This is a genomic window from Actinomyces sp. oral taxon 169 (genome assembly GCF_013394715.1).
Classification (GTDB): domain Bacteria; phylum Actinomycetota; class Actinomycetes; order Actinomycetales; family Actinomycetaceae; genus Actinomyces.
In genome coordinates this window covers 1227484-1249524 of sequence record NZ_CP058259.1, presented here as the reverse complement: position 1 = coordinate 1249524, position 22041 = coordinate 1227484, and the positions used below count along the sequence as shown (strand labels likewise).

Annotated in this window: 18 protein-coding genes; 9 read left to right on the top strand and 9 right to left on the bottom strand. The window is 67.8% G+C overall.

All coding sequences use genetic code 11. From position 1 onward, the window contains the following. Positions 1 to 30: 30 nt before the first annotated feature. The 3 genes from hemH to HW274_RS05370 form a co-directional block, all read right to left on the bottom strand. A complete protein-coding gene (hemH, locus tag HW274_RS05380; protein WP_185989386.1) occupies positions 31 to 1074 on the bottom strand; it encodes a ferrochelatase in 1044 nt (347 codons plus the stop codon). 154 nt (positions 1075 to 1228) lie between these two features. Continuing rightward, a complete protein-coding gene (locus HW274_RS05375; protein ID WP_185989385.1) occupies positions 1229 to 1861 on the bottom strand; it encodes a hypothetical protein in 633 nt (210 codons plus the stop codon). Positions 1862 to 2574: 713 nt separating this feature from the next. Further along, entirely contained in the window at positions 2575 to 3006 is a 432-nt protein-coding gene (locus HW274_RS05370) for a MarR family winged helix-turn-helix transcriptional regulator (RefSeq protein ID WP_075253971.1), read from the bottom strand. 66 nt (positions 3007 to 3072) lie between these two features. Here HW274_RS05370 and HW274_RS05365 point away from each other — a divergent pair, with 66 nt between their 5' ends. Then, a complete protein-coding gene (locus HW274_RS05365; RefSeq protein ID WP_070660505.1) occupies positions 3073 to 3444 on the top strand; it encodes a VOC family protein in 372 nt (123 codons plus the stop codon). Between the two features lie 106 nt (positions 3445 to 3550). Beyond that, entirely contained in the window at positions 3551 to 3964 is a 414-nt protein-coding gene (locus HW274_RS05360; RefSeq protein WP_075253989.1) for an EVE domain-containing protein, read from the top strand. 48 nt (positions 3965 to 4012) lie between these two features. Here HW274_RS05360 and hemW read toward each other — a convergent pair whose 3' ends face one another. The 6 genes from hemW to HW274_RS05330 form a co-directional block, all read right to left on the bottom strand. After that, entirely contained in the window at positions 4013 to 5260 is a 1248-nt protein-coding gene (hemW, locus tag HW274_RS05355) for a radical SAM family heme chaperone HemW (protein ID WP_218638305.1), read from the bottom strand. 35 nt (positions 5261 to 5295) lie between these two features. Then, positions 5296 to 6612, bottom strand: a complete 1317-nt coding sequence (locus tag HW274_RS05350) for a CynX/NimT family MFS transporter (RefSeq protein WP_185989384.1) — start codon at positions 6610 to 6612, stop codon at positions 5296 to 5298. Further along, entirely contained in the window at positions 6609 to 7619 is a 1011-nt protein-coding gene (trmB, locus tag HW274_RS05345; protein WP_185989383.1) for a tRNA (guanosine(46)-N7)-methyltransferase TrmB, read from the bottom strand. The genes HW274_RS05350 and trmB overlap by 4 nt, the downstream gene beginning before the upstream one ends. A 76-nt stretch (positions 7620 to 7695) precedes the next feature. After that, on the bottom strand, positions 7696 to 8511 hold the full coding sequence (locus tag HW274_RS05340) for an MOSC domain-containing protein (RefSeq protein ID WP_075253966.1): 816 nt from the start codon (positions 8509 to 8511) through the stop codon (positions 7696 to 7698). Between the two features lie 85 nt (positions 8512 to 8596). After that, positions 8597 to 10480 carry a translation elongation factor 4 gene (gene lepA / locus HW274_RS05335; RefSeq protein WP_313902167.1) on the bottom strand — a complete coding sequence of 628 codons (1884 nt, stop codon included), beginning with the start codon at positions 10478 to 10480 and terminating at the stop codon, positions 8597 to 8599. A gap of 304 nt (positions 10481 to 10784) precedes the next feature. Further along, the gene (locus HW274_RS05330) at positions 10785 to 11879 is read right to left on the bottom strand and encodes a pentapeptide repeat-containing protein (RefSeq protein WP_185989382.1); all 1095 of its coding nucleotides are present in this window, start codon (positions 11877 to 11879) and stop codon (positions 10785 to 10787) included. Positions 11880 to 12676: 797 nt separating this feature from the next. Here HW274_RS05330 and HW274_RS05325 point away from each other — a divergent pair. The 7 genes from HW274_RS05325 (at position 12677) to trpA (ending at position 22028) form a co-directional block, all read left to right on the top strand. Further along, positions 12677 to 13165 (top strand): DedA family protein, encoded by a 489-nt coding sequence (locus tag HW274_RS05325; RefSeq protein WP_185989381.1) that lies wholly within the window; start codon positions 12677 to 12679, stop codon positions 13163 to 13165. A gap of 147 nt (positions 13166 to 13312) precedes the next feature. Next, positions 13313 to 14902, top strand: a complete 1590-nt coding sequence (locus tag HW274_RS05320) for a S8 family peptidase (RefSeq protein ID WP_185989380.1) — start codon at positions 13313 to 13315, stop codon at positions 14900 to 14902. A 274-nt stretch (positions 14903 to 15176) separates the two neighbouring features. After that, entirely contained in the window at positions 15177 to 16961 is a 1785-nt protein-coding gene (locus HW274_RS05315; protein WP_185989379.1) for an anthranilate synthase component 1, read from the top strand. Positions 16962 to 16964: 3 nt separating this feature from the next. Next, positions 16965 to 17672: an aminodeoxychorismate/anthranilate synthase component II gene (locus tag HW274_RS05310; protein WP_185989378.1), complete on the top strand. Its 708-nt coding sequence runs from the start codon at positions 16965 to 16967 to the stop codon at positions 17670 to 17672. Positions 17673 to 17785: 113 nt separating this feature from the next. Further along, the gene (gene trpD, locus HW274_RS05305) at positions 17786 to 18874 is read left to right on the top strand and encodes an anthranilate phosphoribosyltransferase (protein ID WP_185989377.1); all 1089 of its coding nucleotides are present in this window, start codon (positions 17786 to 17788) and stop codon (positions 18872 to 18874) included. Between the two features lie 9 nt (positions 18875 to 18883). Continuing rightward, positions 18884 to 21151 (top strand): tryptophan synthase subunit beta, encoded by a 2268-nt coding sequence (gene trpB, locus HW274_RS05300; protein ID WP_185989376.1) that lies wholly within the window; start codon positions 18884 to 18886, stop codon positions 21149 to 21151. A gap of 1 nt (position 21152) precedes the next feature. Beyond that, positions 21153 to 22028 (top strand): tryptophan synthase subunit alpha, encoded by an 876-nt coding sequence (gene trpA / locus HW274_RS05295; RefSeq protein WP_185989375.1) that lies wholly within the window; start codon positions 21153 to 21155, stop codon positions 22026 to 22028. Positions 22029 to 22041: the final 13 nt, after the last annotated feature.

Below are 22041 nucleotides of genomic sequence, written 5' to 3'. Positions count from 1 at the left end.
GCCTGCTGCGACCACCGGGCAGCGCCGGGCTCAGATCCAGCCGGCCAGCACCTTTCTGGCCTGCTGAGCCAGGGCGGCGATGGCGCCGTCGGAGTCGTTGCCCCAGGGGACGTAGTGGAAGCTGCCGCCCCCGGCAGTGGTGAAGGTCTCGCGGTTGAGCTGGTTGATCTCCTCGAGAGTCTCCAGGCAGTCGGAGATGAAGCCGGGGCAGATGACGTCGAGGCGGGGGCATCCGGCGCGGCCGAGATCGCTGACCGTGTCAATGGTGGCCGGTCCGATCCAGGCGGCGGGCCCGAAGACGGACTGGAAGGTGAGCTGGGCGAGGCCATCGGGCAGGTCGAGTCGCCGGGAGAGGAGCTGGGCGGTGCGCTCGCACTCGGAGCGGTAGGGGTCTCCGGCGTCGTGCATGGCCTGGGGGATGGAGTGGAAGGACAGCAGGAGGCGCTCGCCGGCGGCCGGGTCGGGGCGGCCGTGGACCTGCCAGTGCTGCTCCAGTGCGGTGGCGAGGGCCTCGATGTATGCGGGCGCTGTCTCAAAGGAGCGGATGGTGCGCAGCTCGGGCTGGTTGCGGGAGGCCAGGATGAAACGGGCGGCCTCATCGACGACGGTGCCGGCCGAGGAGGCGGCGTACTGCGGGTAGAGCGGGATGAGGGCGATCCTGCGGCAGCCGGCCTCCATGAGCTCACCCATGACGCGGCGCAGGGCCGGCTGCCCGTAGCGCATGGCGATACGCACCTGGACGGATTCGCCGAGCTCTTCTTGGAGCAGCTCGCCCTGTCGCTCGCTGTAGTGCATGAGCGGGGAGCCCGAGCGGCTGGTCTCCTCCCCGGGGCGCCAGATGGTGGCGTACTTCGCCGCCGACGCGCGAGGGCGCACCCGCAGGATGATGCCCTCCAGGACGGGACGCCACAGGAGGGGATGCGTCTCAACGATCCGGCGGTCGGAGAGGAACTCCCGCAGGAAGGGCCGGACGGCTCTGGCAGTGGGGGCCGACGGCGTGCCGAGGTTGGCCAGGATGAGGGCGGGACGCTCGTCCGCGCCACGCGGGTCGGAGGCGGTGGTGCTCAGGGGCACAAAGGTCCTTGGGAGGGGCAGGATCGTTCTCGACGACGGCGTTGAGCGACGTCGGCTTCACTCTAGCCGAGCCGGTGCGCCTTCCGGCTCGCAACGAGTCCGCGCCCCGCCGGCTGGAGCCGGCGGGGCGCGGAGGGGACCTGAAGAAATGAGGTCAGCGAACGACGTCGTAGCCCTGGATGCGCACGTAGGAGTAGGCGGACAGGAGCATCACCAGCGGGACCGTCACCAGCCAGCCGAACACTGTCAGCACGCCAACAAGGTAAAGGCCCGCTCCGGTCAGGGCGAAGGGGATGAGCTCTCCGACATGACTGGACAGGGTGGCCCAGGACGCCTTCATTCCGGCAATGCCGTCCATCCCCTTGTCCACGGTGAAGTACACCGAATAGTAGAAGAGGAAGGCCGCGATAATGCCCGGAACAACGCACAGAAGGACGCCCACGGACGTGGCGAGCCAGGTGAGAAAAGCCGCGAGAAGGCTCGCACCGAAGTTCGGGAAAGTGAACAGGTCACCCCAGGCCAAGGGCCTCCCAGTAGCCACCTTGATCGCCATGTGAGTGGTCACGATACTAGCAAAGAGGCCAATAGCGAAGGCGATGTAGTTTCCGTAGGGAACTCCCAGGCTGAAGCCGTGCTCCTCTCCGTTGACATTGTAGTAGGCCTCTACAGTGAATTTGGAAAGAACAGTCCACAGGCCCATCCCCACAACGAGAATGAGCGCATTCTCCTTGAACTTGGACCACGCCCAGGACATGCCGTCACCGACGCTCAGCGGCGCCCCTCCCATCGCACCTGGAGGATAAGGAGGCATTCCTCCACCGGTACCCATACCGGGCTGGGGACCGTAGCCCGGGACCGCCCCCGGCTGGGAGGCGTAGTCAGGACCGGCAGCGGATTGAGGACCATATCCCTGCGTCGCCCCGGGCTGAGGGCCATAGCCGGGTTGCTGTTGAGGGTCAGGGCCGGCCCCGTAGCCGGGCTGTGCCCCGTAGCCCGGAACGCTCCCGGCCTGGGGGTCGTAGCCTGGTTGCGGCCCGTAGCCGGGGGTACCTGCTCCCTGAGGGACGCCACCAGTCTGGGAACCGTCGTCTGGGTAACCTGGATACTGTGGAGTAGTCATCCAGTCAGACTGGCACAGTTCCCTGGCACTACACTGGAAATATCACTGCATCAGCAGCGGCAGATCGTGAGCGGCCCGCGCCTGCCTGCTCGCGGCAGGGACCTTCTTCCTACTTGAGTAGGGCTCGAAGACGACCTCCGTGGTGGCGCCCAGGAGATGCCCTCCGCGCGCCAGCGAGAATGGCGGGCAGCGAAATGAACTACTCAAAAGCAGAAGCCGGCCGGTCGAGATGACACACAGACACCCTGAGCAGGACCAGCAGCCCAGGTGTCATCGACATAACTACCCCTTTCGATTCCGCCCGGGTATTGACCTGCCGTCAGACCACTCCGCCTCACCGGCTCAGCGCGACGGAGAGAATCTCCCTGCAACTCACGGATTCACTCCTCAAGGGCAGCGATGCAGACCGAGAGCGCCTCTTGCACCGCGCGCAACTGGGACTCACTAAGCGGTGAAATCATGACCCGCTCAACCTCCACCGTCACCCTCGACGCCTCCCTGAGGAGGTCCCACCCTTCAGGGGTGAGCCGCACAGGCAGCGCGCGACCGGAAGATGCTTGGGCGGCACGCTGAGCCAGCCCGCGGTCAACCAGGCTCCGCAGAAGCGTGCTCATGGTCTGACGGGTCACGAAGGCCTCCCTGGCAAGGTCGGAGGTCGAGGCCCCCGGGGCACGACTGAGCAGCTCGAGACAGAGGTACTGGGGAGCACTCAGCCCCAGAGGTCGGAGGGCCTCGTCCATACGCGCGCGAAGCGCAGCCTGGACATGCTTGAGCTGATAGCCGAGGAGGTTCCGGGGGTCGCCTTGACTCATGACAGTATTCTGACATACTCTCGACATGTCAGAAACCTGACATACATCGTCTGAGAGGAGATCTCCATGACCGTCACCGGCCCCGACTTCATCGCCCTGCAGGTGAGCGACCTCGAACGTTCCGCGGAGTTCTACGAGAACGCCCTGGGACTGCGCCGCGCCCCGGCCTCACCTCCTGGCGCCATCCTCTTCACCACAACGCCGATCCCCTTCGCGGTTCGCGAGCCCCTGCCCGGAGTTGATCTCTCTGAGGCACCCCGTCCCGGTCTCGGGGTGGCACTCTGGCTGCACTGCGACACGGTTCAGGAACTGCACGACTCGCTCGAGGCCTCAGGAACAGCAATCCTGGCCGATCCTGCTCCCAGCCCCTTCGGCCTGACATTCACCTTCGCCGATCCGGACGGCTACGCCATTACCGTTCACGAGAAGGCGTCGTGACCAGAACCGATCACGCCGGTGAGTGGCCGGTTGAGCCCCAGCCGCCAGCCGGCCACTCATCGGCACGCAGGCTGAGCCCGACACGACGAGAACGAAGGACAGCACATTGAGATACTGGCTTGGCATTGCTTCCAAGGACCATGTGGCTCTGGGTGTGGCTGGCGGGTTCTGCCAGTTGTGCCATGGCAAGAAGGCACCGCTTCGACGTATGGAGAGAGGTGACTACATCCTCTACTACTCACCGAAGCAGGAGTTCAGGTCACGCCGTCCTTGTCAGGCGATCACTGCCTGTGGAGTGGTCATCGGGGACGAGGTCTACCAGTACGAGATGTTTCCCGGTTTCGTTCCGTACCGACGTGACATCGAGTGGCAGACACAGGTACGAGAGGTCCCGCTTGATGTCCTGCGCACCTTGCCGGGCTGGAGCGAGGTAGCGCCAAAGCTGCGCTTCGGCCACGTGGAGCTGTCGCCTGAGCTGTTCCGGGCGATTCAGGCCTACATGCTGTCGGACGGCGAGTAGCGCAGGTGCCGTCAATGACGTGCAGCCAGAAGTCGCCGCTTTACAGACTCACTGGGTCAGGGCGCGGGTGACGGTGTCGGCCATGAGACGGCCGCGCAGGGTCAGGACCGCACGGCCCCTCAGAACCGCTCCGCCGTCGAGGAGTCCATCGGCGACGAGACCGGCCACGACGGGCACCAGGTGCGGTGGGGTGGCTCGGCCCGCATCAGGGCACTCCGCTGAAGGGCCGCCCGGCCGGTTCCCGAGACTCGCCAGCTCGATGCCCTCGCGCAAACGGATACCCAGCATGATCCGCTCCAGCTCGCGGGAGTCGGCGTCGATGACCTCGTGTCCGGCCACGGGCAGGTGTCCGGTGGCGATCTGCCCGGCCCAGGCGACCGGGTGCTTGGTGTTCCACAGGCGCACGTCCCCCAGGTGGGAGTGGGCTCCAGGCCCGGCGCCCCACCAGTCCCAGTCCAGCCAGTAGGCCTGGTTGTGGCGGCACTCGGAGCCGGGCCGCGCCCAGTTGGAGATCTCGTACCACTCGTAGCCGGCCTGCCCCAGGGCGGCGTCAGCCATCTCGTACTTGGTGGCCTCGTCGTCGTCCTCGGGCATTGGCAGCTCCCCGCGGCGGACCTGCCCCCACATGCGAGTGCCCTCCTCGATGACCAGGGCGTAGGCGCTCACGTGGTCCGGGCCGATGCGGGTCACCTCGTCCAGTGAGCGCTGCCAGTCCTCGGCGGACTCCCCCGGCGCCCCATAGATGAGGTCCAGGGAGGTGCTCAGGCCCGCCCGTCGCGCCCAGTCCACCACGCGGGGCACCCGGGCGGGCTCATGGGTGCGCTCCAGGACCTTCAGCACGTGGGGCATGGCCGACTGCATGCCGAAGGAGACGCGGGTGAAGCCGCCTTCAGCCAGGGCTGCCAGGCCGGCCTCGTCCACGGAGTCCGGGTTGGCCTCCGTGGTCACCTCCGCGTCGGCTGCGAGCCCGAAGCACTCGCGCACCAGCTCCAGCATGCTCACCAGGTCGGCGGCGGGCAGCATGGTGGGGGTTCCTCCGCCCACGAAAACGGTCTGCGCGGCGCGCACCGGCAGGCCCGCAGAGTCCATGGCGCGGCGGGCGGCGCGCAGCTCGCCGGCAAGGGTTCCCACGAAGTCCTCGGCCGAGGCGCCCTGCCCCATGGTCAGGTTCGTGTAGGTGTTGAAGTCGCAGTAGCCGCAACGCACTCGGCAGTAGGGCACGTGCAGGTACACCGAGAACGGGCGCTCACTGCCGTCCGGTGCGGAGGCGGCCGCCTGCGCCGGCAGCTCCCCCATCCCCGGCAGGGGCTCCCCCACTGGCTGGGCCGGGCTCACTGGTCGCCGCCTTGCTCGGCCTGCTCGTCGTCGCCGGACAGGACGCCGGCGGGAATGGCCGGCCCAGACCTGCCGGAGTCGCCGGCGCGGGCCACGATCTGGGCGCACACGGTCATGAGCACCAGTACCCCCACGACCATGGCGAAAGGGGCCACCCAGCCGTCGCTGTGCTCATGGACCCAGCCCATCACCACCGGCCCCGTGGCGGCCAGGCAGTATCCGGTCGTCTGGATGACGGCGGTGGTCCGGCGGTTCTGGTCAACCGACTCCGAGCGGCGGATGACCAGGGTGAACAGGGCGGCGAAGAAGGCGCCGTGCGCGATGCCGGAGAACATGCAGGGCACCAGCCAGTAGGCGGGGGCCACCGTCAGGCAGACCGGCAGCATGAGCCAGCAGGCGCAGATGATGCCCAGGACCCTGCTGGCCGGCCACCCCAGTGCCTCGAACATGACCGGGACCAGCAGGGGTCCCACGATTCCCAGCAGGGAGAACACGGAGGCGGCCACTCCCGCACCGGACTCGCTCATGGAGAGCTCGTCGACCAGGGCCGTCGGCAGCCACCCCGAGATCGCGTAGTAGGAGAAGGTCTGGGCCGCGAAGGCCACCGCCATCACCCAGGTCAGGGGGCGTCTCCAGACGGCGGCACCGGTCGACGACGTCGGACGGGCCAAGGAGCGCTCCGTCACCCATGAGGTCATCCCCGACCGTTCCCGTAGGCTCCGCCGGGGCGCCTGGCTGCCGGGCGGGAAGACCCACAGCCACATGGCGCCGGCCAGCAGCACCGGGATCGCAGTCCAGGCGGCGGCCGAGCCCTGCCAGCCGATGACAAGGGCCAGCGGTACGGCCAGGGCGGTGGCCGCGGTGACGATGACGTTGCAGGTCGAGGAGTAGAGACCCGTCATGAGTGAGGTGCGGTGCCAGAAGTCGCGGCCGATGACCATGGGCGCCACCAGGTTGCCCACCGTCAGCCCCGCCCCGATGATGACGGTTCCGGCGAAGGCCGCCCAGGTGGTGCCGGCCGAGCGCAGCAGCGCCCCGGCCAGAGCCATCCCCAGGGTGAGCAGACCCGCGGTGTTGATGCCGACACGGCGCACCACCATCGAGGCCAGCGGGGTGAGCAGCCCGAAGCACAGGATCGGCACGGAGGTCAGTGCGCCGCGCGCCACCTCCCCCATCCCCAGGTCCTGCCCCAGGCGCGTCAGCAGGGGCGGGATGACGCCGACCGGTGCCCGCAGGACCGCGCAGAACCCGAGGAAGCCGGCGACGATGACCATGAGCCAGGCCCGGCGGGGCAGCCTGGCAGCTGCGCTCACGACCGGTCCGCCGGGTGCAGCAGGCCGTCGCCGCGTCCCTCACGCAGGCGCCAGGGCTGGGACTCCACGTGGTTCCAGACCTGTCCCTCGGCCTCGAGGTGATCCAGCATGGAGGCGCCCCGCTCGGGGATCCAGGCCGCCTCGGTGCGCACTGCGGTCAGGTCGCGGATCGTGCGCCCGGCATCCAGGCCCCGCTGCTCGAAGCGGGTCATGACCCGCCCCTCGTAGCGGGGCGACCACCCGCCGCGCACGCCCGCGGGGGATCCCGCATCCAGGCCGTTGCCCAGGCTGTCCTCCTCGGCGGTCTCGGCCCCCAGGTCGGGGCGGGCGCCGGCGTCGTCGTGCCGGAAGTAGGGCAGGGTGATGTCCGGACGCAGGCCGGTGGGCAGCGCCGCCACGGCCTCGATGACGTCGCGCATCTGCCAGGCGTAGTCCGCCCAGTCGGTGGCCAGGCGCCACACCCCGCCGGGACGCAGTACCCGCGCCACCGAGTCGGCGAAGGCCGTGGTCACCAGACGGCGCTTGCGGTGGCGGGGCTTGCGCCAGGGGTCGGGGAAGAACACCCACACCTCACTGGCGCAGGACACCGGCAGGGCGGTGGCCAGCAGCTGGGAGGCATCGGCGGGGACGACGCGCACGTTGTGCAGGCCCTGACGGTGGATCGAAGTCACCAGGCGGGCGATCGCGGTCTCCCAGACCTCCACCGCCAGGTAGTCCACCCCCGGGTGGGCGGCGGCATGAGCCAGGAGCGCCTCACCGCTGCCCGAGCCGACCTCGACGATCAGTGGCCGCACCTGACCCACGTGCCCGAAGACCTTCTCCGGTTCCAGGCGGAAGCTCGGGGACACGGTACGCACGGCGTCGGCCCGCGGCACGTCGACCACGTAGCGGGGGCCGAGCTGGGCCAGGGCCTCGGCCTGGACGGGACGCAGCCTGCCGCCGGCACGCGAGAAGGAACGCACCCTGGAGTGGATGGCGTGGGAGCGGGGCGGGTGGTGCTGAGCCATGCGGAGCCTTGCGTCCTTTACGTTTGTGAGGTCTCGAAACCGTCTGCCCGGGGCCGTCGGGCACTGAGCGGCACCGTCAGCCGACCCGCTCGTGGGCGGCGGCCCGCACGTACTTCTTGGTGAAGTCGGCGATGACGCAGTTGCCGAAGATCTCGGAGTTGAGCAGCCCCTGGGCGTCGCGCGGGTCGTGGTGGGCGAACCAGCGCCGGCAGGTAACCCGGTGCCCCGGGGAGGAGACCACGCGCACCTCGTCGCCGGTCTGCACCGCCCCCTCGGTGAGCACCGACAGGTAGACGCCCACCCGGTTGCGCGCCGAGAAGACCTCCACCCAGTCCGCACGTCCCACACCGCGGGCGAAGGTGGCGCACGGGTTGCGCACGCCGGTCACCCTGACCCGCAGTCCCCCGTTGCTCGGGTCGCCGATGGACAGGATCGCGCCGATCTCCACATCGTCGATATCGCCCTCGATGAGGAGGTTCTCCCCCAGCCGCCCCGGCTCAATACCTCCCAGGACCTCGGACCAGTGCCGCTGCTCGGCGGCGCTCATGACGTAGAGGGCCTTGTCACTGCCCCCGTGGTGGGCGCGGTCCCCGTGCCTGTCGGTGACGATCCCGGTCCGGCTCACCTCAACCGGCCCGTCAACGGCGCCCTTGTGGATCGCCGAGACGCCTGCCGGACCGGCGTCGGGCCGCATCTCCTTGACGGTGCACACCGCGCCGACGGTCCCCACCAGGTCGCCGTCGTGGAACGGTGAGGGCTCGTCCTGGTGGCGCCCGTCCGCGCCGGCGTGGGGCTCGCCCAGGACCCGGGCCAGCTCCCGGGTCAGGACCAGCCCGGAGCCGTCGTCGCTCAGGGCAGCGTCAATCGTGGTCTGCCTGCTCGTATCACTCATGTCCGCAGCCGTCCTTCCGTCGTCCGCCGGTGCCGTCCTAGTCCTACTCGGTCCTACTCAGTCCTGCTCGTGCCCGCCAGCTGCGCTACTTGCCCGGCTTGGCACCGGTGGGCGTGTCCGCACCGAGGGCCGCGATGAAGGCCTCCTGGGGCACCTCGACCCGTCCGATGGCCTTCATGCGCTTCTTGCCCTCCTTCTGCTTCTCCAGCAGCTTGCGCTTACGGGTGATGTCACCGCCGTAGCACTTGGCGAGCATGTCCTTGCGCAGCGCCCGAATGGTCTCGCGGGCGATGACGCGGGTGCCGATGGCCGCCTGCACGGGGACCTCGAACTGCTGACGCGGGATGAGGTCCTTGAGGCGCTTGGTCATCATGACGCCGTAGGAATAGGCCGAGTCGCGGTGGACGATGGCGCTGAAGGCGTCCACCTTGTCCCCGTTGAGCAGGATGTCGACCTTGACCAGGTTGGCGTCCTGGGAGCCGTCCGCCTCATAGTCCAGGGAGGCGTAGCCGCGGGTGCGCGACTTCAGGGCGTCGAAGAAGTCGAAGACGATCTCGGCCAGCGGCAGCACGTAGTGCATCTCCACGCGCGACTCAGAAAGGTAGTCCATGCCCTGCATGGTGCCGCGACGCGACTGGCACAGCTCCATGACCGTGCCCACGAACTCGCTGGGGGTCAGGATCGTTGCCCGCACCACCGGCTCGGAGACGGAGGAGACCTTGCCCTCGGGGAACTCACTGGGGTTGGTCACCGTGTGCGTGCTGCGGTCCTCCATCGTCACCTCGTAGACCACGGAGGGTGCGGTGGAGATGATGTCCAGGTTGAACTCGCGCTCCAGGCGCTCGCGGATGATCTCCAGGTGCAGCAGGCCCAGGTAGCCGCAGCGGAAGCCGAAGCCCAGGGCCACGGAGGTCTCCGGCTCGTAGGTCAGGGCGGCGTCGTTGAGCTTGAGCTTGTCCAGGGCGTCGCGCAGGGCCGGGAAGTCCGAGCCGTCCACCGGGAACAGGCCGGAGAAGACCATGGGCTTGGGGTCCTGGTATCCCGACAGGGGCTCGTCGGCCGGGGCCGCTGCGGAAGTGACCGTGTCACCGACCTTGGACTGGCGCACGTCCTTGACCCCGGTGATGAGGTAGCCGACCTCGCCTGCCCCCAGGCCGGCCGACGGCGTGGGCTCGGGGCTGATGACGCCGATCTCCAGCAGGTCGTGGACGGCCTTGGTGGAGAGCATCTCGATGCGCTCGCGGGGCTTGAGGGCGCCGTCGACGACGCGCACGTAGGTGACCACGCCGCGGTAGGTGTCGTAGACGGAGTCGAAGATCATGGCGCGGGCCGGGGCCTCGGGGTCGCCGTGCGGGGGCGGGACGGTCTCGACGATCCGGTCGAGCAGCTCGGGCACACCCTGGCCGGTCTTGCCCGAGACCTTGAGGACGTCGTCGACGTCGCAGCCGATGAGGGAGGCGATCTCCTCGGCGTGCTTCTCCGGCTCGGCGGCGGGCAGGTCGATCTTGTTGAGGACCGGGATGATGGTCAGGTCCCCTTCGATGGCCATGTAGAGGTTGGCCAGGGTCTGGGCCTGGATGCCCTGGGCGGCGTCGACCAGGAGGACCGCGCCCTCGCAGGCGGCCAGGGAGCGGTTGACCTCGTAAGAGAAGTCGACGTGCCCGGGGGTGTCGATCATGTTGAGCGCGTAGGCGCGCGTGACGCCGTCGTCGCCCTCGATGGACCAGGGCATGCGCACGGCCTGGGACTTGATGGTGATGCCGCGCTCGCGCTCGATGTCCATGCGGTCCAGGTACTGGGCGCGCATGTCTCGGGGCTGGACGACGCCGGTGGCCTGGAGCATGCGGTCGGCCAGGGTGGACTTGCCGTGGTCGATGTGCGCGATGATGCAGAAGTTGCGCAGCCGGGCCTGCTCGGTGGCGGCGGGCTGGACGCTGGTCATCTGCTTTGGTGTGGGGATCGGTGACACGGAGATCGGTTCCTGGCTCTTCCTCATATCCGGCATGGGTCTGGCCCAAGTCTCCCACGACGGCGGCCCACCGCCCCAGCCCGCCGGGCCAACCCGCAGTGTGAGGTGCGGCCACTCTGAACTGCACGGAGACCTGCCGATAGCAACCGAAGACAGCATCGAGGAACGACATTGAACTGCACACGTAAACTCTATCTGCACAACAGGAAACAGGAATCTTCTTTCCTTGCTCACGCACCCATAACGTCAAACAATTTCTAAACATCGCCCTCATACATACGCACCCAAACTTTGCCAACACACGTCAACCCCACAGCTTATCCCGACTCCTATTCTCGCGACACCACACTTCCGGTTCATCAACCTCCAAAGCGGACTCACCAGAAAAATCTGCCCACACAGCCCCACAAGGCAGTTCTGAGATAAATTTTCCCGGCGACTCCACTCGGAAAATTGGAGGATCGGTATGCCAGTACGCGACATTAAATCGCGCCCCTCCAAAATCACCACACCCACACTCTTCATATTTGATATCACGGAAACGCGTATCTCCCTGGAAGAATGCCTTCGAAAAATTCGCACAACCTCTAAATGTTGCCATGTTAAAGTTCGCGAACGCACGAAATCTTGCGCGCGAAAACCGAGCGTCACCAGAAAATACTGCGCCATAAAATGAGGCACTTTCAGTGAATGTCGACATCCCCAAATCTAGATAATTATGAAAATGCGCCCCGCTAGCATTCAACCAGCGACACGTGATTCCCCAAAGGCGAACTCTTTCGGTGAAATGGACACCATGCAGATCAATTTCGCAGTCGCACCATAACTGATCGTCGGCGACATCTTGCTTGACCTGAAAGCGAGGATGTGAATCGACCCTTCCTTTACGGAGATGGCGCGCTAGCACATTTAAAATAGTAGACTCCACTGGACCATCATTCGTTGTATAGTATAGTCCGGAAGTGTCTTTGACCTCATGACTACGCACCTCGACACCATCAGGAGAATTCCAGCATCCTCGCTCGACACGTAAGTAGCCGCATAGAATGTTGACAACACGCTGATGGTAAGAACTGCCATAGGTGTCAGCCAAATCCGCCAGAGAATAGACGCCCGCAATCCGAACCTGAGGCGAGTCACTACCGAGTTGCTGAACCGCAGACAAAAACTTGACATCAGCCTCATTATGTTCCACGCCGGCGCGTTCTCGATATTTTATCACTAAGTACCCCACGGCGCCGATACCGCCAATCATGGTCAAGGAAACCTTGACACGCTCGAAAGGCTCAGTTCGCAGTTCATCGCCAACCCAATTGACAAGAATTCGATGCAAGGAAAAATATGACCCATTCCCCCATATCCAGCCCAACACAGTGAAAGCGGCAATAGCCAGAATCACCCAAAACACGATGGCCCCAAACAATCCCCATCGCCGAGGCTTGAAAATAACAATTACAAATTTCCTAACCTTACCCCACGTCGCCCGGATTATACGTCGAATTAGCTCAATAACCTGACCCACCCACAACATACAGAATACTCCTTCACTAAACACTCTAAGCAATCTCAAATAACTAAGCTAAGCAAAACTAGCCTCCAGACCTCAGATCACTGCATATTGGTCGGAAAACCAACATCGGCTGCGACCTAACTCCATAGTTACCCCCAACCGGAGATGGAGCACTGAAACGCATCCCCTCGAGCGCCCGATACAGAACAGTGATGAGTCGCCTACAATCTGGGGACATACATTAAACTCAGAACAGTGAAACTACCTTGAGACAACGCCCCCTCACCTACCCGAAGACTCATAACCAGCACTAATATTATGGCCGTCAGTCGATTGTTAGCGTCCTCAGAATCCACAACTACTCCTCGGTTCTGAGCACCCTTGTAGGGAGTGTAGCTTGCCCCACCCCAGCACCCAAAGCGAAGCATACATATTCTCACACTTCGCACCGATGCGATTACCGGATTCCACTGCGCCTATCCACCTCCCGATAACTTCGCTGCGGCGAGCCAACTCCTCCTGCGCATACCCGAATGGCACCCGAGCTTCCACCACCACATCTCCATTTACTTACAGTTATCCTCAAAATAACCACGTTGAGACAATATCGTTGCATCAGAAATTGTGTTAGTACTGTCACACAAAAGAGATGTGACAGTTCTGTCTCATAGGCTAGCCTTCCTCGCATGCTGGAACGGATCCACTCCCTGCCCTATCCCTGGGTCTTCCTGTTCTTCTGGTGCCTGGCCATGATGCGTTCGCACACCATGTACTGGATCGGCCGGGGCATCACGGCGGGGACCGCGCGCACCCGGTGGGTCTCGCTGCTCGAGTCCCCCGTGTACGCCCGCGCCCAGGCGTGGTCGGCGCGCTGGGGCGTGCTGGCAGTGCCGGTGTCCTTCCTGACCGTCGGCATCCAGAGCGTCATCCAGCTCTCCGCGGGAGTGGCCCGCATGCCGCTGCGCCGCTACGTGGCGGCCACGGCCGCCGGGGCGATCGCCTGGGCCGCCGTCTACACGACCATCGGCATGGCAATCCTGACGGCCTGGCTCACTGGGCCGACAGGCCGTCTCATCTGCCTCCTGATGCTCACGGCCCTGGTGCTCGTCGTGGTCATTCGCCGCAGTCGGGTCATGCGCGGTGGCCAGGGCGGCGGGCGCCGCGAGCGCGTCTGACCCGAGCCGCTCCGGCCCCAACGTCGCTGGAGAGGCCTCCCCACACTCACCGGTGGGAGTTTTCCGCCGTCTCATGCCAGAATCGTCGCATTCCGGGGTCCTGTGCACTCTCTGTCCCGAGACGTCCCTACCGAAAGCCTCCCCACCATGACCCTCAGCAGAAAACGCGTCCTGCTCATCGTCGTCGCCTCCATCGCGACGGTCGGTCTCATCGCCGTCGGCCTGGTTCGCGCCGGAGTCCTCGGCGGACACAAAGCCACCGCCGCGGCATCGGCCTCCGCCCACGGCAACGCGGCGAAGGTCACCGAGCCCAGCGACCGCTTCATCATCTCTTACGCCGAGAACTCGGCGGCGGGCAAGGTCATCGTCTCCGCGAAGGCCTACGGCGAGAACGTCCTCAACTCTCTGCCCGCCAAGGACAAGGAGACACTGACCGCCGCCGCGGGCAAGTTCTCGGTCAAGCTGGAGAGCGTGACCGCTCACGCCATGAGCACGGCTGCCGTGAAGCTGAGTGACAAGCTCACCGTGGATCAAGTCAAGGAGTTCATCTCCACACTCGAGGCCGCCGACGGCATCGAGGCCGTCGAGCCCGATCTGCACGTCACCGCCCTGGGCAACACCTCCACCCAGGACAGCAATGTCCCCAACGACCCCTACTTCTCCGAGCAGTGGGACATGACCTCGAGCTCCTACGGAATCAACGCCACCAACGCCTGGTCGCAGTCCACCGGCAAGGGAGTCACGGTCGCCGTCATCGATAACGGCGTCCTGACCGACCACCCGGACCTCGAGGGCCAGCTCCTGCCCGGCTACGACTTCATCTCCGACGCCAAGAGAGCCCGTGACAACGACGGCTACGACGCCGCCCCCTACGACGAAGGCGACTGGAACGAACCGGGTGAGTGCCCCGCCCCGAACGGAGCCGATAGGGGCCGGCCGTCATCATGGCACGGCTCCCATGTTGCCGGGACCATTGCCGCGCACACGAACAACGGCGATGGTGTGGCGGGTGTCGCCCCGGACGCCAAGATCGTGCCCGTCCGCGCCCTGGGCCGTTGCGGTGGCGAGAGCGCCAACATCGTCGACGCCATCACCTGGGCCTCAGGCGGCAAGGTCAACGGCGCACCGGCCAACAAGAACCCCGCCCAGATCCTCAACTTGAGCGTGGGCGGCGCCCGCGTCTGCCCCCGCTTCTACCAGAAGGCCATCAATGCTGCCGTCGAACGCGGCTCCATCGTCGTGGCCGCCGCCGGCAACAATAATGAGGACGCCAGAAACGCCGCCCCTGCCAGCTGCGAGAACGTCATCACCGTCGGTGCCACCACGAGCACCGGGACCCGCTCGTCCTTCTCGAACTACGGTGACACCGTTGAGATCTCCGCCCCCGGTGGAGACAGCGGCAAGAACAGCCCCAAGATCCTGTCCACGACCGACGAGTCGCAGACAGCGCCTCGGAGCATCGGCTACTCCGACATGGTGGGCACCAGTCAGGCGGCTCCCCACGTCTCCGGCACCATCGCGCTGATGCTGGCCGCCAACCCCGATCTGAAGACTGCGGAGATCGTCACCATCCTGCAGAACACGGCTACCCCCTTGTCCAAGTGCGACCAAAAGTCCTGCGGCGCCGGCATCGTCAACGCGGCCTCCGCCGTCGCCGAGGCGAGCAGCAAGAGCGCCAAACCCAGCAGCAAGCCCAGTGCCACCTCCGGCAGAAGAACCCTCCACCTGGGCAACTGACGCGGACAAGCACCTGAGCCGCACCGATGCCTGTGCACACCACACGACAGGTGCGGGCAGGCGTCTCATCTCCGGCCGACGATTTGGTCACGTCACGACCTCGTTCTACCCTCGGTGCCATGACAGCGTTCCGTGACTGCCAGTGGTGGTGGCTCCCCTCGAGGCGAGCCGCCATCGTCCTGACGCGTTAGGACCTTCCGGCTCGCTCACCGCGGGCCCGCCCGACGCATGAGTGAGAGGCCCGCCTGAACCCCGATCTCAGGAAAGAGGCCCCATGTCACCCACCGTGCCAGACTCCGTGCCAGACACTGCCCCCAAGGCCGCACCGTCGGCCGCCTCGCCCACTGTCTCACCCACTGTGCTGACGCGCTCAGTGCGCTACCACGCCGACGGCGGTGCACTGCTGGAGCAGCTGACGCACTCCGGTCTGCTGCGCACCACTGCGGGCCCGGCCGCGCAGGGCGGCTCCGTACGGCCGGTGGACTGCGTCCTGCTGGAGAGCGCCGACATCACCACCAAGGCCTCGCGTACCACGGTCGCCGTCCTGGAGGCCTCGGCCAGGCTGACGTGCTGGGGCGGGACCGTGATGGCTGAGGCGCTGGATGCCGTCGACGGGTCGGGCCCCGGAGCCGATGGGCTCGCGGCTCTGGCGCGTCTTGAGGCGGGGCTGGCCGAGCACGTCACCGACCGCCGCCCCGGCCGGCTGACTCTGAGCCTGCCCACGATCTGCGACGATGACCCGTCCATTGAGGAGCGCGAGCGGCTCACCGCCCTGTCCACGATCGAGCCGCTGCGCCTCCTGGCCCGGGCCGAGGTCGACCACCCCCACCTGCCGCTGGAGGCGGGGGCCTTTGCCTTCGACTACCTGTCCACCTTCGAGTCCCTGCCTGAGGTGGCCCAGGGCGCCAACACCTGCCCCGACTACCTCTTCTACGACGCCCGCATCATCCTGGTCGTCGACCACCCCACGCAGGAGGCGACCCTGGTGGGGGCCTCGGTTGACGCCACCGACCTGGAGCGGCGCATGGAGGCGTTGGCCGCCGCCATCGACGGGATCGAGGACCCAGCCGACAGCGCAGAAACAGCCACCGACACAGCCGTTGAGGCACCTGCACCGGCCGGTGGCGTCGTCTCCTCCGACTCCCCCGTCCTGCACGCGGTTCCCACCGTCTCCGACGCCGACTTCGAGGCGGTCGTGGAGGAGATGCGCGGCTACATCTCCGACGGCGACGTCTACCAGGTGGTGCCCTCGCGCGGCTTCACCATTGACTGCCCCGATGCGCTGGCCGCCTACCATGTGCTGCGCCACGCCAATCCCAGCCCCTACATGTTCTACCTGGCCGCCCCGGACTTCGAGCTCTTCGGCGCTTCCCCGGAGTCGGCGCTGCTGTACTCGGTGCGCAGCGGCCGGGTCGCCATCCGCCCCATCGCTGGGACCCGGCCGCGCGGTCTGCACCCCGACGGCTCGGTGGACCACGAGCGTGACACCCGCCTGGAGCTGGAGCTGCGCACCGATGCCAAGGAGGTCGCCGAGCACGTCATGCTCGTGGACCTGGCCCGTAACGACGTCGCCCGGGTCAGCCGTCCGGGCACCCGCAGTGTGCAGGACCTGCTGCGCGTGGACCGCTACAGCCGGGTGATGCACCTGGTCTCCGAGGTCTCCGGCGAGCTGGCTGAGGACCTCGACGCCCTGGATGCCTTCCGCGCCTCCATGACGATGGGTACCCTCACCGGGGCCCCCAAGCTGCGGGCCGCCGAGCTCATCCGTCAGGCCGAGGGCGTGCGTCGCGGCTCCTACGGCGGCTCGGTGGGGTACATCCGCGGTGACGGCGAGCTGGACACCTGCATCGTCATCCGCTCGGGCTTCGTCTCTGCCGGCACTGCCCTGGTCCAGGCCGGGGCCGGTGTCGTGGCGGCCTCCTCCCCGGCCGCCGAGGCCGCCGAGACCGTCCACAAGGCCCGCGCCGTCCTGGAGGCGGTCGCCGCCGCGCAGGGCGCCGCCCTCGTCATCGATCAGACTGGCAGCCGGACCGGCAGCCACACCGAGAAGGAGGCCTGAGCCATGCCCTTCACCAGCAGCCAGAGCACTGCGCAGGCCACCAGGAGTCGTACCGAGGCATCGGCACCGGCTCGAGTGGTTCTGCTCGACAACCGCGACTCCTTCGTCTACAACCTCGTCGACCAGTTCGCGACCCTCGGCTCCCAGATCGAGGTCTACCGCAACAACGTGCCGGCCTCCCGGGTGCTCGCCGCCCTGGAGCCCACCGAGGCCGAGCGCCAGGCAGGGCGGCGCCCGGTCCTGTGCCTGTCCCCCGGGCCGGGCTACCCGGCGACGTCGGGCTGCCTCATGGAGCTCGTCACCACCGCCCTGGATGAGGCGATTCCCACGCTGGGCATCTGCCTGGGGTTCCAGGCCCTGGTCGAGGCCTGTGGCGGGCGGGTCGCCCCGGTCGGCCCGGTCCACGGCCGTTCCGACCGCGTCGAGGTCACTGAGGCGGGACGCGCGGACGAGGCCTTCGCGGTGCTCGACGGCGGTCCGCTGGACGTGGCCCGCTACCATTCCCTGGGCACGCGGACACTTCCTGAGGCACTTGTCAGCCTTGCCCGGACTACCCCGACAGATGTGGACCCAAGCGGAGGCATCGTCATGGCGGCCCGGCACCGGTCGCTGCCCGCGGTCGGGCTGCAGTTCCACCCCGAGTCGATCCTCACCCCGCAGGGCCCGGCCCTGCTCAAGGCCGTCACCGCCGGCCTGGCCCGGACCCCCTGAGCCACACCTGCGCCCCGTCGGCCCGCACATACCGACGTCGGAGCCGCCGTTCGGGCAGAATCACCCCCGGGCGCTCGACCAGCCTCAACCACCTGCGAAGGAGCTACAGACCGATGAGTCAGACCAACAGCGCGGCCCCGGCCGCTGCGCAGGCCGCGCCTGCCGCCACGGCGCAGGAGGCGCACGAGCTGCTGCGAGAGGTGGTGCAGGGACGGCGCCTGAGCCGCGAGCAGGCCTCCGCGGTCTTCGCGGCCCTGGGCGCCGGCGAGCTGTCCGAGGTGGAGACGGCGGCGTTGCTGGCGGCGCTGCACGCCCGCGGTGAGGAGCCCCAGGAGGTCGCCGGAGCCGCGAGCGCCTTCCGTCAGGTGGCCCGGGACTTCCCGTCGGTGTCCTTCCCGCTGGTGGACGTCGTGGGCACCGGGGGCGACGGCGTGGGCACGATCAACATCTCCACGGGGGCGGGCCTGGTGGCCGCCTCGTTGGGGGTCGCGGTGGCCAAACACGGCAACCGGGCGGTGTCCTCCAAGACGGGGGCGGCCGATGTCATCGCCGAGCTGGGGCTGCCGCTGGACGTGGAGCCGGCCACGGCGGTCGAGCTGTTGGCCCGTGACCACTTCACCTTCCTGTTCGCCCAGGCCTACCACCCGGCGATGCGGCACGTGGCCCCGGTGCGCAAGGCGTTGGCCACGCCCACGATCTTCAATGTCCTGGGGCCGCTGGTGAACCCGGCTCACCTGACCTTCCAGCTCATGGGCGTGTGGGACCCGGGCATGCTGGACATGATCGCTGAGGCCATGGTCCAGCTGGGGCGTGAGCGCGCGCTCGTGGTCCACGGCTCGGGCCTGGACGAGATCGCCGTCCACGGCCCCACTCTTGTGCGTGAGGCGACGCCCGACGGGGTGCGGGCCTATGAGGTCACGCCTGCGGATCTGGGGGTGCCCGTCTACGAGCTGGCCGACCTGCTGGGCGGGGAGCCGGCCGACAACGCCCGCCTGCTGCGCGAGGCCGTCTCGGGTGAGGGACGGCCCACCCACCGCGACGCGATCGCCGTCAATGCCGGTGCCCTGCTGTACCTCACCGGCCGGGCCGACAGCCTCGCCGACGGCACTGCGGCGGCCCTGGAGCAGATCCTTTCCGGTGGCGTGGCCCGCCACCTGGAGTCCATGACCAAAGCCAGTGACCTCGCCACTGAGACGGCCTGAGGAGAAGCCGTGACCACCCCCGACACCGCCCCCGTCCCCGCCGCGTCACCCGATGGCGCAGGTCCTGGCGAGCGCACCCACCGTGAGCCGGTCGAGGCGCGTCTCATCGCCACGGGCACCGTCCTGGACTCGATCGTCCAGGCGCGCCGCGAGCGCGTCGATGAGCTGCGCGCCCGTTTCGGGCACCTGAGAGCCGAGGATCTGGAGCGCTCGCAGCGCTCCTTCGCGGCCGCCCTGCGCACCCGTAGCGGCCAGGGCCGCAGCCCGCAGCCTGCTCTCATCATGGAGTGCAAGGCGGCCTCGCCCTCACGCGGCACCATACGCTCCGACTACGACCCGGCCTCGCTGGCCGCCCAGTACGCGCCCTACGCGGCCGCGGTCTCGGTGCTCACCGAGCCCGATCGTTTCAACGGCTCCTTCGACGACCTGGCGGCTGTGCGCGAGGTGGTGGCCGTGCCCGTCCTGTGCAAGGACTTCATCGTCGATGAGGTCCAGGTGCTGGCGGCTCGCAGCCTGGGGGCGGACGCGGTCCTGCTCATGCTCTCGGTGGTGCCCGACGACGTCTACCGCGAGCTGGCCGAGCTGGCCCACAGCCTGGACATGGAGGTGCTCACGGAGGTCTCCACGCCTCAGGAGATGCATCGTGCCTCTGCCCTGGGGGCGGAGGTCATCGGCATCAACAACCGCGACCTGCGCACCCTGGAGACGGATCTGGCGCGCACCGAGGAGATGGCTCCCCTGGCCCCGGCCGGGGTGGTGCTTGTAGGTGAGTCGGGGGTCGGCGCTGCCGAGGACGTGCGGCGCCTGTCGGGCCTGGTGGACGCCCTCCTGGTGGGCTCGTCCCTGTCCGGGGCCCCGGATCCGGCCGAGGCCGCTCGGGAGCTGGCCACCGCGGTACCGCTGCCTCAGGGTGAGGGGGCGTCGTCGTCGGCCCTGGACCGGGACGGCCAGGAGACGGGGCACCACCCGCGCCTGCCGGCCTTCTTCGGTCCCTACGGGGGCCAGTTCGTGCCCGAGCTGCTCATCCCGGCGCTGGACCAGCTCGAGGACGCCTTCATCGACGCCCAGGCCGATCCGTCTTTCGCCGCCGAGCTGGAGACGCTCATGACCCGCTACCTGGGGCGTCCCACGGCGGTCACCGAGCTGCGCAACCTGCCGCTGGAGGGCAACGCCCGCATCCTGCTCAAGCGCGAGGACCTGGTCCATGGCGGCGCCCACAAGGGCAACCAGGTTCTGGGGCAGGCCCTCCTGGCCAAGCGGATGGGTAAGCGGCGCATCATCGCTGAGACCGGCGCCGGCCAGCATGGAACGGCCACCGCCATGGTCTGCGCCCTGCTGGGCCTGGACTGCACCATCTACATGGGGGCCACCGACGTCGTGCGTCAGGCACCCAATGTCGAGCGCATGGAGCTCATGGGCGCCACGGTGGTACCGGTGGACAGTGGTGCAGGCACGCTCAAGGACGCCGTCAACGAGGCGCTGCGCGACTGGACGGCCTCCTTCGCCGACACCCACTACCTGCTGGGCACGGCGGCCGGCCCTCACCCCTTCCCCACGATCGTGCGCGAGTACCACCGGGTCATCTCCCGGGAGGCCCGCGCCCAGGTCCTGGGCCTGACGGGGCGGCTGCCGGACTCGGTCATCGCCTGCGTGGGCGGCGGCTCCAACGCGATCGGCATGTTCGCCGAGTTCATCGACGACCCCGGGGTCGAGCTCATCGGGGTTGAGCCGGCCGGTGAGGGCCTGGACACCTCCCGCCACGGCGCCCCCATCAACAAGGGGCTGGTGGGGATCCTCCACGGGGCGCGCAGCTACCTCATGCGCACCTCGGAGGGGCAGGTCGAGGAGTCCTTCTCAGTCTCGGCAGGCCTGGACTACCCAGGCGTGGGGCCCGAGCACGCCTGGCTGTCGGACACCGGCCGGGCCCGCTACGTGGGCATCAGTGACGACGAGGCGATCGAGGCCTTCCGGCTGCTGTCGCGCCACGAGGGGATCATCCCCGCGGTGGAGTCGGCCCACGCCCTGGCTCAGGCCCTGGCCATGGCCCGCCAGGTGCCCGACGGCGCCGAGCCCCCGATCCTGCTGGTGTGCCTGTCCGGCCGTGGGGACAAGGACCTCGACCAGGTGCAGGCGAGGCTGGGCGGCTCCTTCTCCACTGACGGCGCCGTTGCCAGGGCCTCGCGCATGGTGGAGCAGATGGGCAAACGCACCGAGTACGCGGGTCTGAACGCCGCCAGGGGCACCAGCCCGGATGCCGGCCCGGATGAGGAGTTCTGAGATGAGTCGTTATCCCGCGATGTTCGCCGCCCTCAAGGAGCGCGGTGAGGGCGCCTTCGTCCCCTTCGTCATGGTCGGTGACCCCGACCCGGACACCAGCGAGGCCGTCATCGAGGCGCTCATCGCCGGTGGGGCCGACGCCCTCGAGCTCGGCGTGCCCTTCACCGACCCGGTCGCCGACGGCCCCACGATCCAGAAGGCGCATGTGCGGGCCCTGGCCACGGGTGTGGGTTTCCAGGACTGCCTCGAAGTGGTTCGGCGGGTGCGCCGGCGCCACCCGTGGCTGCCCATCGGCATGCTCATCTACGGCAACGTGCCCTTCGCCATGGGCCTGGAGCACTTCTACTCCGAGTGCGCGCAGGCCGGCATCGACTCGGTGCTGCTTCCCGACGTCCCGATCCGCGAGTCGGCCCCCTTCAGCCGGGCCGCCGAGGAGGCCGGTGTCGACGCCGTCTACATCGCCCCGCCGTCGGCCGCGGCCGAAACCTTGGACGCGGTGGCGGCGGCCTCACGCGGCTACGTCTACGCCGTCTCCCGGGTGGGGGTGACCGGCACCGAGCGGGCCTCCTCCACCGTGGGGCTCGCCGAGTCGGTGGAGCGCCTGCGCGCCGACGCCGCCGCACCGGTGATGCTGGGCTTCGGGATCTCCACGCCCGAGCAGGTCGCCGAGGCCATCGCAGCCGGCGCTGACGGCGCCATCAGTGGATCGGCCACGGTCAAGATCGTGGAGCGCTACGCCCCCGAGATTGTGGCGGCCGCCAGCGGCAACAACGGCGCAGGCGGTAACGAGGAGCGTCGTCACTACGCGCTCGGAGCGTTGCGCAGTGACCTGGTCACCTTCACCGCCACGATGAAGGAGGCCACGCGCCCGCACTGATAGCCGAGGTCTG